General features: G+C 73.3%; 12 protein-coding genes and 3 tRNA genes. 9 read left to right on the top strand and 6 right to left on the bottom strand.

Annotation, left to right across the window (positions count from 1 at the left end; all coding sequences use genetic code 11):
* Positions 1-25 precede the first annotated feature (25 nt).
* The 9 genes from ACFLFB_RS02470 (at position 26) to ACFLFB_RS02430 (ending at position 6,703) form a co-directional block, all read left to right on the top strand.
* Positions 26-1,267, top strand: coding sequence for a cysteine desulfurase-like protein (locus ACFLFB_RS02470; RefSeq protein ID WP_392544120.1), 1,242 nt, complete (start codon positions 26-28; stop codon positions 1,265-1,267).
* Between the two features lie 19 nt (positions 1,268-1,286).
* The gene (locus ACFLFB_RS02465; RefSeq protein ID WP_392544119.1) at positions 1,287-2,123 is read left to right on the top strand and encodes an oxidoreductase; all 837 of its coding nucleotides are present in this window, start codon (positions 1,287-1,289) and stop codon (positions 2,121-2,123) included.
* The gene (locus tag ACFLFB_RS02460) at positions 2,123-3,178 is read left to right on the top strand and encodes a PHP domain-containing protein (protein WP_392544118.1); all 1,056 of its coding nucleotides are present in this window, start codon (positions 2,123-2,125) and stop codon (positions 3,176-3,178) included. Before ACFLFB_RS02465 ends, ACFLFB_RS02460 begins: the two co-directional genes overlap by 1 nt.
* A 3-nt stretch (positions 3,179-3,181) precedes the next feature.
* Entirely contained in the window at positions 3,182-3,613 is a 432-nt protein-coding gene (locus tag ACFLFB_RS02455) for a GntR family transcriptional regulator (protein ID WP_392544117.1), read from the top strand.
* A gap of 120 nt (positions 3,614-3,733) precedes the next feature.
* Positions 3,734-3,806 (top strand) — tRNA-Glu (locus ACFLFB_RS02450).
* 23 nt (positions 3,807-3,829) lie between these two features.
* Positions 3,830-3,903 (top strand) — tRNA-Asp (locus ACFLFB_RS02445).
* Between the two features lie 46 nt (positions 3,904-3,949).
* Positions 3,950-4,026, top strand: a tRNA-Phe gene (locus tag ACFLFB_RS02440).
* Positions 4,027-4,204: 178 nt separating this feature from the next.
* Positions 4,205-5,326, top strand: a complete 1,122-nt coding sequence (locus ACFLFB_RS02435; RefSeq protein WP_392545462.1) for a N(5)-(carboxyethyl)ornithine synthase — start codon at positions 4,205-4,207, stop codon at positions 5,324-5,326.
* Positions 5,327-5,392: 66 nt separating this feature from the next.
* Entirely contained in the window at positions 5,393-6,703 is a 1,311-nt protein-coding gene (locus tag ACFLFB_RS02430; protein WP_392544116.1) for an amidohydrolase, read from the top strand.
* A 21-nt stretch (positions 6,704-6,724) separates the two neighbouring features.
* Here ACFLFB_RS02430 and ACFLFB_RS02425 read toward each other — a convergent pair whose 3' ends face one another.
* From ACFLFB_RS02425 to ACFLFB_RS02400, 6 genes are all read right to left on the bottom strand, one after another.
* Complete coding sequence (locus tag ACFLFB_RS02425; RefSeq protein ID WP_392544115.1) at positions 6,725-8,977, bottom strand: putative bifunctional diguanylate cyclase/phosphodiesterase; 2,253 nt, start codon at positions 8,975-8,977, stop codon at positions 6,725-6,727.
* 217 nt (positions 8,978-9,194) lie between these two features.
* On the bottom strand, positions 9,195-9,581 hold the full coding sequence (locus ACFLFB_RS02420) for a DUF2200 domain-containing protein (protein WP_392545461.1): 387 nt from the start codon (positions 9,579-9,581) through the stop codon (positions 9,195-9,197).
* A gap of 62 nt (positions 9,582-9,643) precedes the next feature.
* Entirely contained in the window at positions 9,644-10,216 is a 573-nt protein-coding gene (locus ACFLFB_RS02415) for a molybdenum cofactor guanylyltransferase (RefSeq protein ID WP_392544114.1), read from the bottom strand.
* A 43-nt stretch (positions 10,217-10,259) separates the two neighbouring features.
* Complete coding sequence (locus tag ACFLFB_RS02410; protein WP_392544113.1) at positions 10,260-11,213, bottom strand: alpha/beta hydrolase; 954 nt, start codon at positions 11,211-11,213, stop codon at positions 10,260-10,262.
* Complete coding sequence (locus ACFLFB_RS02405) at positions 11,213-12,751, bottom strand: ATP-dependent DNA ligase (RefSeq protein WP_392544112.1); 1,539 nt, start codon at positions 12,749-12,751, stop codon at positions 11,213-11,215. The genes ACFLFB_RS02410 and ACFLFB_RS02405 overlap by 1 nt, the downstream gene beginning before the upstream one ends.
* A 62-nt stretch (positions 12,752-12,813) precedes the next feature.
* A complete protein-coding gene (locus ACFLFB_RS02400) occupies positions 12,814-13,278 on the bottom strand; it encodes a GNAT family N-acetyltransferase (protein ID WP_392544111.1) in 465 nt (154 codons plus the stop codon).
* Positions 13,279-13,284 lie beyond the last annotated feature (6 nt).

The raw sequence follows: 13,284 nt of genomic DNA, 5'->3' as shown, positions 1-13,284 counted from the left end.
CCGGCGCGTGCGGGAGGATGCGGGCATGCCCTTCGACGTCGCCGCCGTCCGCGCCCGCTTCCCCTCGCTCGCCGAGGGGGCGGCCCACTTCGACGGCCCGGGAGGGAGCCAGGTCCCGGACGTCGTCGGCCGCGCCGTCGCCGACACCCTGACGAGCGCGATCAGCAACCGGGGCACGGCCACCCCCTCGGAGCGGCGCGCCGAGCAGGTCGTGACCGAGTGCCGCCAGGCGATGGCCGACCTCCTCGGCGCCGACCCGCGCGGGATCGTGTTCGGCCGCAGCGCGACCCAGCTGACCTACGACCTGTCCCGGGCGCTGGCGAAGCAGTGGGGCCCCGGCGACGAGGTCGTCGTCACCCGGCTCGACCACGACTCGAACATCCGGCCGTGGGTGCAGGCCGCGCAGTCGGCAGGCGCCACCGTGCGCTGGGTCGACTTCGACCCGGCCACCGGGCAGCTCGACGCCGACGCCGTGGCCGCCGTCCTCAGCGACCGGACCCGTCTGGTCGCCACGACCGGCGCCTCCAACCTCATCGGCACACGACCGCCCGTGTGCCGCATCGCGGACCTCGCGCACGAGGTCGGGGCGCTGCACTGGGTCGACGGCGTCCACGCCACCGCCCACGCCTCGGTCGACCTGCCCGCGCTGCGCGCCGACGTCTGGACCTGCTCCCCCTACAAGTTCATGGGCCCGCACTGCGGCGTGGTCGCCGCCTCCCCCGACCTGCTCGAGACGCTGCGGCCCGACAAGCTCCTCCCGTCCACCGACGCCGTCCCCGAGCGCTTCGAGCTGGGCACGCTCCCCTACGAGCTGATGGCCGGCGCCACGGCCGCGGTCGACTTCATCGCCGCGCTGGCCGACACGGACTCGCTCGGCGAGCCGGGTTCGCCGCTCCCGCAGGGCGACCACGGCTCCCGGCGCGAGCGGATCGTCGCCGGGATGAAGGCGGTCCACGCCCACGAGCAGGCCCTCCTCGACGTCCTCGAGCCCGCCGTGCGCGCCCTGCCGGGCGTCACGGTGCACAGCAACGCCCGGTCGCGCACGCCCACACTGCTGTTCACCGTCGAGGGCCGCGACCCGCAGGAGATCCGGGCCGCCCTGGCCGAGGGCGGCGTCAACGCCCCGGCCGGCCACTTCTACGCCCTGGAGTGCTCGCGCCACCTGGGCCTCGGCGACACCGGCGGCGTCCGCGTCGGCCTGGCGCCCTACACGTCCGAGGACGACGTCGACCGACTCGTCACCGGCCTCACCTCGGCCCTGCGCTGAGCACCGTCAGGAGACAGCCATGAGCACCACCCACGACCCGGTCCTCGTCACCGGCTGCTCGTCCGGCATCGGGAAGGCCACGGTCGAGGCGCTCCTCGCCGGCGGCCACACGGTCTGGGCCACCGCCCGCCGCCCCGAGACCCTCGCCGACCTCGCGGCGAAGGGCGCCCGCACCACGGCCCTCGACGTCACCGACGAGTCCTCCATGGCGGCGGCGGTCGCCGAGGTCGTCGCGGAGCACGGGAGGGTCGGCACGCTCGTCAACAACGCCGGCTACGGCGAGTACGGCGCGGTCGAGGAGGTCGAGATCGACAAGGTCCGCGCGATGTTCGAGACCAACGTCTTCGGCCTGGCCCGGATGTGCCAGCTCGTCCTGCCCTCGATGCGGTCCGCGGGGTCGGGCCGCATCATCAACATCGGGTCGATGGGTGGGCGCTTCACCTTCCCGATGGGCGGCTACTACCACGCGACGAAGTACGCGGTCGAGGCGCTGACCGACGCCCTGCGCATCGAGGTCAAGCCTTTCGGCGTCGAGGTCGTGGTCATCGAACCCGGCGTCACGAGAAGCGGGTTCGTCGGGACGGCGAGCAGCTCGGACGGCCTCGGCGGCAGTGAGGGCTCGCCGTACGCCGAGATGCGCGCCTCGGTCCACCGGGCCAACAACGAGGCCTACGACAACAGGCTCATGTCGGTCTCCTCGGAGAGCGTCGCCCAGGTCGTCGTCAAGGCGGTGGAGGCCGACCGGCCGCAGACGCGCTACCTCCTCACCCCCGCCGCGAAGGCGATGGTGGTGGCCCGCACGCTCGGCGGCGACCGCGTCTGGGACCGGATGATGAAGCAGCAGTTCGGGCTCTGATGGTCGCGCTGCTCGAGCCGCTCGAGGCCCCCGTCCACCCCATCGAGGCGCTGCGCCGCGTCGCCTTCCTCCTCGAGCGCACCCGCGCCGGCACCTACCGGGTGGAGGCGTTCCGCAACGCCGTGAAGACGCTCAAGGGCGTCGACGCCGCCGAGGTCCGCGAGCGCGCCGAGGCGGGGACGCTGCAGGAGATCCCGGGCATCGGGAAGTCGACGAGCGGCGTCGTCGAGGAGGCGGTGCGCGGCGAGGTCCCGGCCTACCTCGCCTCGCTGCAGGAGAAGTCGGGCGGTCCGCTGGTCGACGGGGGCGCGGACCTCTACGCCGCCCTGCGCGGGGACTGCCACCTGCACAGCGACTGGAGCGACGGCGGCAGCCCGATCGACGAGATGGTGCTCACCGCCATCGAGCTGGGCCACGACTGGATCGTCCTCACCGACCACAGCCCCCAGCTGAGGGTGGCCAACGGGCTGACGGTCGAGCGCCTCACCCAGCAGCTCGGCATCATCGAGGCCCTGAACCGCACTCTGGGACAACGGTTCCGGCTGCTCAAGGGAATCGAGGTCGACATCCTCGACGACGGCGGCCTCGACCAGACCGACCCGATGCTGGCCAAGCTGGACCTCGTCACCGCGTCGGTCCACAGCAAGCTGCGGATGAACGCCGGGCCGATGACGACCCGCATGGTCGCGGCCGTCTCCAACCCGCGGGTCAACGTCCTCGGGCACTGCACCGGGCGGCTCGTCGAGGGCTCACGGGGGACGCGCCCGCAGAGCGACTTCGACGCCCGCGCCGTCTTCGAGGCCTGCGCCGAGCACGACACGGCCGTCGAGATCAACAGCCGCCCCGAACGCTGCGACCCCCCGGACGAGCTCATCGAGCTGGCCCTGGAGATCGGCTGCCTGTTCTCGGTCGACTCCGACGCCCACGCCCCCGGCCAGCTCGACATGAAGGCCTACGGCTGCGAGCGCGCCGAGCGCCTCGGGGTGCCGTGGGACCGCATCGTCACCACGTGGGACGCCGACCGCGTCCTCGCGTGGGCGAACCCGGGGCGCTGAGCGGTGGCGCGCTTCGTCATCGCGATGGACGGGCTCCTGCGGGTGGACCCCACGTCCTCCGAGGCCCCCTTCGAGCAGGTCCGCCGCCAGCTCGCCGAGGCGGTCGGTGACGGGCGGCTGGCCGCGGGGGCCAAGCTGCCGACGATCAGGGCGCTGGCCGAGGAGCTCGGCCTCGCCGTGAACACCGTGGCCCGCGCGTACCGCGAGCTGGAGGCCGCGGGGCTGGTCCTCACCCGGCGCCGGCTGGGCACGGTCGTCTCCCCCGACGGCGCGTCCGCCGCGACCGCGGAGGGAGGTGGCGGGGCGCCCGCGGGCGGTCCGGACCCGGCCCTGCGGCTGGCCGCCGCCGACTACGCGAGGGCGGCCCGGGCCTCCGGACTGCCCGAGACCGAGGCCGTCGCCCTGGTCCGGGACGCGTTCCGGCGGCTCGGTTGAGGGCCCCCACCGACGGGTGCGGACCCGGTTTTGGCGGGCACGCGATCGTCCCCTATGCTTTCGGAGTCCTCGACGGATCCGAACGCCGGACTGCTGACGGGAAGGTCTGACGAGAGTCGGGTCCCCATCGTCTAGCGGCCCAGGACCCCGCCCTTTCACGGCGGTAGCACGGGTTCGAATCCCGTTGGGGATACGCATGGTCTTGAGTCACACCAAGGCCCCGTAGCGCAGTTGGTTAGCGCGCCGCCCTGTCACGGCGGAGGTCGCGGGTTCGAGTCCCGTCGGGGTCGCTCCTTCACGGAAGGGCCGGTTCGTCCGGTCCTTTCTGCAAGGTACGGCCAGGTAGCTCAGTTGGTACGAGCGTCCGACTGAAAATCGGAAGGTCGGCGGTTCGACCCCGCCCCTGGCCACCAGCACCCAGAGCCGCGACCCACCGGGTCGCGGCTCGTCGCGTTTTCCGTTCTGCGCACCCGCGGCGCAGGATGGGGGGAGCAAGTGTTCAGGACGGCGGGGGCACAACCCCCGCCGACGAGCACCGTGAGCCCTGAAGGGCACCCCGTGACCAGCAGCCCCCTCCTCACCCTCGGCATCATGGCCAGCTCCCGCAAGGAGAACGAGCGACGGCTGGCCCTGCACCCGGCACACCTCGAGCGGGTCCCCGAGGACCTGCGCTCCCGGATCCACCTCGAGCACGGCTACGGCGAGCCGTTCGGGGTGTCCGACGCCGAGCTCGCGCCACGCGTCGGTGGGCTGCTGAGCCACGAGCAGATCATCGAGCGCTGCGACGTCGTGCTCCAGCCCAAGCCGCTCCTCGAGGACGTCATGGAGCTGGCCGCCGGGCAGGTCCTCTGGGGCTGGCCGCACTGCGTCCAGGACGCCGCCCTGACCCAGCGGGCCATCGACGAGCGGCTCACCCTCATCGCCTTCGAGGCCATGAACCACTGGAACCGGGACGGCTCGTTCGGGCTGCACGTGTTCCACAAGAACAACGAGCTGGCCGGGTACTCCTCGGTGCTGCACGCCCTCCAGCTCCAGGGCTCCACGGGGGACTACGGACCCAAGCTGAGCGCGGTCGTCATCGGCTTCGGCGCCACCGCCCGCGGCGCCGTGACGGCCCTGGCCGCGCTGGGGATCCGAGACGTCGACATCCTCACGAGCCGCGACGTGGCGGCCGTCGCGTCACCCATCCACTCGGCCCGCATCGTGCACTTCGACAGCTGCGACTCCGCCACGCGGGTCAGCCACGCCGTGACTCCCGAGGGCCGGGTCCCCATCGCCGACTTCCTCGGCGAGCACGACGTCATCGTCAACTGCGTGCTGCAGGACACCGACGCGCCCCTGGTGTTCATGACCGAGGACGACCTCACCGCCCTCGCGGCCGACACCCTCGTCGTCGACGTCTCGTGCGACGAGGGGATGGGCTTCTCCTGGGCCCGACCGACGACCTTCGGCGACCCGACCTTCACGGTGGGCCACGGGGTGACCTACTACGCCGTCGACCACAGCCCGAGCCACCTGTGGCGCTCGGCGACCTGGGAGAACAGCGAGGCGATCCTGCCGTTCCTGGGCACCGTGATGGGCGGGGGCGCGGCATGGGACGCCGACCCCACCATCAGCCGCGCCATCGAGATCCGCGAGGGCGTCATCCGCAACCCCGCCATCCTCACCTTCCAGGACCGGGTCCCCGAGCACCCCCACCCCGTCCGGACGTGATCCCCGCGGCCGGATGACGGCGGCAGGGTCTGGGCGCCGCCCGGTGCCCGGTGGGACGATGCGGACGTGCGGCTGTCGTGGCGCCACGGTGCGGCTCTGGTCGGGTGTGCGGCTGTCCTCCTGCTGCCGCACTCCGACGCGAGCCCCCCGGCACCGGAGCTGATCTACCACCACGGGGTCGTCCTCACGATGGACGACGACCGGCCGCGGGCGCAGGCCGTCGCCGTCGCCCAGGGACGCGTCCTCGCGGTCGGGGACGACGCCGAGGTCCTCGCGCTGCGGCGGCGCTCGACGCGCGTGATCGACCTCGGTGGGCGCACGGTCATGCCCGGCTTCATCGACTCGCACGCGCACTGGATCGGCGACAGTGCACGCGTGGGCCACACCGCCGACACCGCGGTGGCCGCCGCCCTGCGCAACGGGTGGACGAGCATCACCGAGAGCTTCGTCGACGAGGACCGCCTGACCCAGCTGCGGTCCATGGATGCCGAGGGTCGGCTCCCGCTGCGGGTCAACGCTTACCTCCCGGTGAACTTCGGCGACGACACGTACGGCAGCTGGTACCTCGCGTACGAGCCGCACCACGCCTACAGCGCCCACCTGCGGCTCGCCGGCATCAAGCTGTTCGTCGACCACGAGTGGGGCACGGACTACCACTGGGTGCAGTCGGACCTCGACGAGTACGTGCTCACCGCGCAGCGCCACGGCTGGCAGGTGGCGGCGCACACGGTGAGCGCGCTCGGCCACGACCAGGTCCTGGCGGCGGTGGAGCACGCCCGGGCCGCGGCGCCGGACCCCGACGCCCGCCACCGGGTGGAGCACGTCGTCCAGCTGCGCGACGACCAGCTGGCCAGGATGCGGGCCCTGGGCGTCATCGCGTCGATCCAGCCGGGGATCCCCGGTGACATGGCGAAGGAGCCGGGCTTCCCGGCCCTCGTGGCCACCGGCGAGACGCGGTGGATCACCCGGTACCGCGACATCGTGGACAGCGGCGTGCGCACCATCGGCGGCACCGACATGCCCTGGCAGGTGCTCGACCTCATCGGGTCGCCCACGGGTCCGCCGCACGGGTCGGCCCTCGAGGCCGTCCACCAGGCGATGACGCGCGCCAGCTACTCCGGCCGCCCCCCGGAGGACTGGCAGCTGGCCCAGACCCTCACGGTGGAGCAGGCGCTGCGGCTGTTCACCGTGGACGCCGCGTACGGCACCTTCGAGGAGGGCGTCAAGGGCACGGTGACGCGCGGGAAGTACGCCGACCTCGTGGTCCTCACGGACGACCCGACGGCCGTGCCGGTGGACTCGCTGCTCGACGTCCGCGCGCTGGTCACGCTGGTCGGCGGGCGGGCGGAGTACTGCGGCGAGCCCGCGCTGTGCTGAGCGGCCCGGTCCGGCGACCTCTCAGTCGATGGCCGCCGACGCCGGAAGCCGACCCAGGTCAGCGGTCCCGCCGGCTGCGGTCCGGGCATCGAGCCAGGCGCCGAGCTCGTCCGCCGGGACCGGACGGGCGATGGCGTAGCCCTGCGCGAGGTCACACCCGAGGCGGGCGAGCTCGCGGTACGCGACATCGGTCTCCACCCCTTCCGCGACCATGCGGAGGCCCAGGCTGTGCGCCAGGTCGATGGTGGACGCGACGAGCGCGGCGGCGCGCGAGTCCTCGCCCATCGGTCGGATGAAGGAGCGGTCCAGCTTGAGCTCGTCGATGGGCAGGTCGCGCAGGTAGGACAGCGAGCTGTACCCGATGCCGAAGTCGTCGATCGCGATCTGCACACCGCTGTGGCGCAGCCGGCTCAGGATGCTGCGCGCCCGGTCCCGGTCGGCCATGAGGAACTCCTCGGTGATCTCCAGCTGCAGGGCGTCCGCGGTCAGGCCCCGTGCGCCCAGCATCCCGGAGACCTCGTCGGGCAGTGAGGCGTCGATCATCGAGCTGGCCGACAGGTTCACGGCGACGTGGAGGTGTCGACCGTCGGCCCGCCAGCGTGCGGCCTGGTCCAGGGCGGCCTCCAGGACCACACGGGTCATTGCCCTCATCAGCCCCGCGTCCTCGACCAGGGTGAGGAATGCGTCGGGGTACAGGAGGCCGCGCGTGGGGTGGTTCCAGCGCACGAGCGCCTCGACACCCGCGACGTGACCGGTGCCCAGCTGGACCTGGGGCTGGTAGTGCAGGACCAGCTCGTCGTTCGCCATCGCGGTGCGCAGCTCCTCGAGGGTGCGCAGGCGGGTCGAGATTTCGGTGTCCTCGGTGGCCCCGTAGGCGTGGTGACCGGTGCCGGTCGCCTTCGCCCGGTACATCGCGACGTCGGCCCTGCGCAGCAGGGTGCCGAGGTCGCGACCGTCGGCGGGGAAGACCGCGATGCCGATGCTCACCGAGCTGTGGACCGGGATGTCCTCCAGGCAGAACGGAACTGCCAGCGTCTCGCACAGCGCCGTGGCGGCGGCGGCGGCCTCGTCCGGGTCCACGTCGTCGAGCAGCACCGCGAACTCGTCCCCACCGAGGCGCACGAGCAGGTCAGCGGGGCGCAGCCGTTCGCTCAGACGGCCGCCCACCTGGACCAGCATCTGGTCCCCGATGTGGTGCCCGAGGCTGTCGTTCACCTCCTTGAACCGGTCGAGGTCGAGCAGGAGCAGCGCCAGCGGCCGGTCGCCACCGTCGACCATCCGCGCGTCGGCCTGGGCGTAGAGGGCCCGACGGTTCGGGAGACCGGTGAGGTGGTCGGTGGTGGCATCGCGCCGGAGATCGGCCATCCGCAGGAGCTGGCGGAACGCGACCTGCGTGCGGCCGGCCGCAACCACCAGGGTCGCCCCGGCCAGGACGACCGCGAGCACGGGCACGCGCGCCCGGGTCCCCAGGACCAGCACGCCGAGCCCGGCGACCGTGGCGAGGCCCGTCAGGACCAGGGCCGTGGCACCGGCCACGGGGGACGAGGTCCGGGGTTCCGAGACCTCACGGCGCGCCGCGCCGTCGACCCACACGGCGATGGCGGTGAGGCCGATGGCCCACCCGGCGTCGAGCGGCGTGCCGACGGCGTAGGTGTCGTCGAGCACCCGGAGCGCGTAGATGACGTCCGACCCGCTGAAGACGAGCAGGCCCACGATGAGCGGACCCCACCGGTACCCCACGAGCACGCCGCGCAGCACGGCGATCCCGGCGACGGCAGCCACGAGGAACAGGTCGACCAGGGGGTAGGCCACCGCCACGACCGTGGCCAGCGACCAGCTGCCCGCCAGGGCCGAGTCCACCACCGAGCCGAGCACGACCGCCAGGAGGGAAGCCGCGCCGAGCGACCCGACCGCACAGTCCAGCCACACTGAGGACGCCAGCCGCCGCGTGCCCCGGCGCACGGCCATCGCCAGCGCGCCGAGCAGCAGGGGGTAGAACATCAGGTACGCATAGTCCGCGGGCGACGGGAAGGGCAGGGAGTCCGCCCCGGCGAGTGACGTGACGTAGTAGGCGTTCCCGGCGGAGTACGACGTGACCGCAGCAGCCCCCAGGACGACCTCCGCGCGCCGGAACCCGACCCGTGCCGCAGCGACCCAGCACAGGAGGGCGGGAACGCACTGGGTCATCGTCCCGAGCCAGCCGTCGACGAAGGGCTCGAAGCCGTCACCGTGCAGCGCCAGACCGACGACGTAGACGACCAGCAGCGGAGCCATGCCCCACACCAGCGCAGCACGCAGTGTCGCGTGGAACCGTGTCCCCACCTTCAAGCCTCCGCTGATCGCGTCCCCCGCAACCCTTTGAGGAAGGAAGTCTCGCAGTACGGCTGGTCACGTGCCATCCGAACGCCGGGACCGTTCGGACCTCGTGCCACGCCGTTCGGCCGACCGGGCGACCTGGGGAGGCCGCCCGGACAGCGCCGACGGGGCCGGCTCAGGCGTCGGCGGGGGCGGGAGCGCTGCGGAGGATCGTGGACATCTTCTTGCCGCGCGCGACCTCGTCGACGAGCTTGTCCATGTACCTGATCCGCTGCATCAGCGGGTCCTCGATCTCCTCCACCCGGTGGCCGCAGATGACCCCGGTGATGAGGGAGGCGTGGGGGTTCATCGCCGGCGCCTGCGCGAAGAAGGTCTCGAGGTCGATCCCGTCGTCGAGGACCTGCTGCAGGCTCGCGCGGTCGTGGCCGGTGAGCCAGCAGATCACCTCGTCGACGTCGTCCTTGGTGCGGCCCTTGCGCTCGGCCTTGGTGACGTAGTGCGGGTAGATGCTCGCGAAGCTCGTGGCGAAGATCCGGTGCCCTGGCACGGCGTCCTCCTCCATCGTCGTCCTGCTGCCCACCTCCCAGCCTAGGCCGACCCGGCGACTGCGCACCCGCCCCGGCGTCAGCCGAGGTGGTCGAGGTCGGCCGGGGTGTCGACGTCGAGCGCGGTGGGGTGCGCCACGGCGACCTCGACGTGGGCGAGGTCGAGGAGGAGGCGGGCGGGCCTGCCGTGCGCCGGGACCGGGAGGACGCGGCGCACCGCCGCAGTCCGGTAGGCGGCGAGCAGCGGGTTGGGCACTCCTGAAGCGTCGGTCGCGACGACCGCCTCGACGTCGAGGGGCGCCGTCCGCAGGGCGGCGACGAGGGCGGCGACCGCCGGCCCGGCGAACGGCATGTCCCCGGCGACGACGGCGACGACGTCGGTACCGACGTGCTCCATCCCCGCGGCCACCCCGGCGAGCGGCCCGCCACCGGGCGGGTCCTCCTGCGCCCGGCTCACGACCCGGCCGACGTCCCGTGCCGGTCCCACCACCACGAGCGGCCACCCCGCCGGCAGCGACGCCACCACGGTCTCGAGCACCGTCGAGCCCCGCAGCGGGGCGTCGAGCTTGTCCGAACCGAACCGGCGCGAGGTGCCCCCGGCGAGCAGGACGACCGTCACGTCGTCGTCGCGGAACGCATCGTCGGGGCTCACCACCCCAGTGTGCCGGGGCCCCGGAACGGTTGCCGACGCCCCCTCAGTCGGCGGACCGCGGCGGCAGCCCGCAGGCCGTGCGCACCCGGGCGGCGACGAGCATCATCGTCCACCGGGCGCGCAGGGGGTCCTCGGTGAGGAAGTAGTGGTCGACCCCGGGCGTGACGTCGTGGGTGACGTCGACCCCGGCCGCCCGCAGGCGGGTGGCGTACAGGTTTCCCTCGCGACAGAGGGCGTCGCGCTCGGCCGTGAGGACGACCGTCGGGGGCAACCCACCCAGGTCACGGGCCAGCGACGGTGAGGCGTACGGCTCGCTGCGTCGCTCGACGTCCGGGAAGTAGGTCCGGCGCACGAGCCGTCGCAGGGCCGGGCCGACCATGCCCTGGGTGTCGGTCACCTCGGCGGCGAGGTCGAGGGCCGGCACCCCCAGGACCTGGAGCACCGGGGTGAACGTGCCGTGGTCGCGGGCCTGGAGGCAGACCGACGCCGCCACCTGACCCCCGGAGCTGAACCCCCCGACGACGAGGCGCGTGCCGTCGACGCCGACCCCGTCGCCGTGCTGCGCCAACCAGGCCGCGACGTCGTGGCCCTGCTCCTGGGCCACGGGGTAGCGCACCTGCGGCGCGACGTCGAAGTCGACGTTGGCGACGGCCACCCCCGCCGTGGCCGCGAGGTAGCGGCACCACCAGTCGTCCATCTCGGGGTAGCGCATGAGGAAGGCGCCGCCGTGGAAGTGGACGTAGACCGGCGGCGGACCGTCCGGGTCCTCGGGGAGGTACAGGTGCACGTCGACCTCGCCGTGCCGGGTGGGGACCCGCAGGACGTCAGGAGGGGGAAGGTGCTGCCCGGCGAACCTGAGGTTCTCGCCGTAGTGGACGGTGTAGCGGGCCGACTTCTGCATCATCCAGGCGCGGGCGTCGTCGACGAGTCTCACGTCGGGAGTTCGCTGCACCCCCTCCTCGTGGATGTCGGGGTCGTCGGCGTGGTGTCGGGGCATCAGGCGTCGGGCCCGAGCGCACGCACCGTGTCGATGGTGTCGGCCTCCTCGGCGGTCTTGTCGTCGCGGTAGCGCAGCACGCGCGCGAACCTCAGGGCGACACCGCCGGGGTACCGCCGCGAGCGCTGCAGCCCGTCGAGGGCGATCTCGACGACCTGCTCGGGCCGCACCTGCACGACGTAGCCGGACGTGTCGCCGACCGCGAGCTCGGTGAAGCGCTCGGTCTGCCAGCGCAGCATCTCGTCGGTCATCCCCTTGAAGGTCTTGCCGATCATGACGAAGCCGCCGGTCTCCGGGTCGCGGGCGCCGAGGTGGATGTTGGACAGCCACCCCCGGCGCCGCCCGGACCCGCGCTCGACCGCGAGGACGACGAGGTCGAGCGTGTGCGTGGGCTTGACCTTCACCCAGCCGCTCCCCCGGCGGCCGGCGGCGTACGGCGACGCGGCGTCCTTGACGACGACGCCCTCATGGCCGGCGGCGACGAGGTCGGCGAAGAACTGCTGCGCCTGCGCCGGGTCGGTGGTGAGGAGCCGGGGCACGAGCAGGTGCGGCGCGAGCGCCGACAGCACCTCGTGCCGCTCGAGGGCCGTGGCGTCGACGAGGTCGCGGCCGTCGGCGTGCAGGACGTCGAAGAGGTAGGTCGTCAGCGGCACCTCGGCCCGCAGCCGCTCGACGTCGACCGAGCTGGCCGTGCGGGCCCCGGTGACCTGGAAGGGCGCCGGCCGCCCGCCCTCCTCGATGACGATGGCCTCGCCGTCGAGGACGAGGTCACCACCGGGCAGCGCCGCCACGGCCTCGACGACCTCGGGCAGTCGCTCGGTGACCTCGTCGAGGCTGCGCGTGAAGACGGTGACCTCGCCGTCGCGGCGGTGGATCTGCACCCGGATGCCGTCGAGCTTGCCGTCGACGAGGAGCGCGGCACCGGCGAACCCGGACACCGCCTCCTCGGTGGTCTTGGCCGACCCGGCGAGCATCGGCCGCACCGGCCGGCCCACGACCAGCCCGACGTCCTCGAGGGCGGGCAGCCCCCCGCGCGCGGCGATCTCGGCGACGAGGTGGGTGTGGCCGGCCATCATCACGGCGCGTCTCACGACGGAGTCGGGGACCTCGTTGGCCTTGGCGACGGCAGCGAGGACGACGCCGTCGAGCGCACCCTGACGCAGGTTGCCGGTGACCAGCTCGGAGAGGAAGCGCTGTTCGTCGGCGGTGGCGCGCTCCATCAGGGCGGCGAGGTCCGCCCTCCGGGCGCCCGTGGAGCCCGTTCCCGAGGCCGCGGCGAGCCGGTCGAAGGTGGCACTGACGTCGGCGACGGTGAGCGAGGAGGCCTCGGCCGGCTCGGGCAGCGACCCGAGGGAGCGCCACCCCACGCCGAGCCGGCGCTGCGGCAGGACCCCGGAGAGGAAGGCCACGACGGTGGCGACCTCGTCGGCACCGGCCGACGCGACGAGCCCCGCGATGGCGGCGGTCTTGGCGGTGCGCGAGCGGGTGGCCGCGACGGCCCGGGAGACGGCGACGAGGTCGGCGAGCGCGACGGTCATCCCGTCATCCTGCCCCGGGGCACCGACAGCCGGCGGAGCGTCGGTCACGGGCGTGCGGAGCGTCAGCGCTCGAGGCGCATGTGCACGTGCGGGATGCCGTCGTCGAGGAACTCGTCGCCGACGCTCACGAACCCGAGCCGCTCGTACCAGTACGCGAGGTGGCTCTGGGCGTCGAGGACGACCGGCCCGGTCGTCGTCTCGAGGGCGCGCACCATCATCCGGGCGGCGATGCCGCGGTCCCGGGAGGGCACGGCCGTGGCGACCCGGCCGATGCGCACGACCCCGCCCTGGTCGGCGAGGACGCGCAGGGTGGCGAGCACGGTGCCCTCCTCGTCCTCGGCCCACACCTGCACGGTGTCGGGCTCGACGTCGCGGCCGTCGAGGTCGGGGTAGAGGCACTGCTGCTCGATGACGAAGACGTCCTGGCGCAGGCGCATCACGTCGTGGAGCGTGGCGGCCGGGACGTCCCGGGTGTTGGCGGACCGGATCGTCGGGGCAGGGGTCGTCGCAGCTGTGTGAGCAGACACGCAACC

Source organism: Oryzobacter telluris, assembly GCF_043099285.1.
In the GTDB taxonomy this organism is placed as follows: Bacteria; Actinomycetota; Actinomycetes; order Actinomycetales; family Dermatophilaceae; genus Oryzobacter; species Oryzobacter telluris.
The sequence above is the reverse complement of the archived record's forward strand: the minus strand, read 5'-3'. Positions and strand labels throughout refer to the sequence as shown.

What these genes read in the sequence shown, in the direction of transcription:
- ACFLFB_RS02410 (WP_392544113.1), bottom strand. Translation starts at nt 11,213, where the DNA reads ATGCCCCGACACCACGCCGACGACCCCGACATCCACGAGGAGGGGGTG.
- ACFLFB_RS02460 (WP_392544118.1), top strand. Translation starts at nt 2,123, where the DNA reads ATGGTCGCGCTGCTCGAGCCGCTCGAGGCCCCCGTCCACCCCATCGAG.
- ACFLFB_RS02435 (WP_392545462.1), top strand. Translation starts at nt 4,205, where the DNA reads ATGGCCAGCTCCCGCAAGGAGAACGAGCGACGGCTGGCCCTGCACCCG.
- ACFLFB_RS02420 (WP_392545461.1), bottom strand. Translation starts at nt 9,581, where the DNA reads ATGGAGGAGGACGCCGTGCCAGGGCACCGGATCTTCGCCACGAGCTTC.
- ACFLFB_RS02470 (WP_392544120.1), top strand. Translation starts at nt 26, where the DNA reads ATGCCCTTCGACGTCGCCGCCGTCCGCGCCCGCTTCCCCTCGCTCGCC.
- ACFLFB_RS02405 (WP_392544112.1), bottom strand. Translation starts at nt 12,751, where the DNA reads ATGACCGTCGCGCTCGCCGACCTCGTCGCCGTCTCCCGGGCCGTCGCG.
- ACFLFB_RS02465 (WP_392544119.1), top strand. Translation starts at nt 1,287, where the DNA reads ATGAGCACCACCCACGACCCGGTCCTCGTCACCGGCTGCTCGTCCGGC.
- ACFLFB_RS02425 (WP_392544115.1), bottom strand. Translation starts at nt 8,977, where the DNA reads ATGGCTCCGCTGCTGGTCGTCTACGTCGTCGGTCTGGCGCTGCACGGT.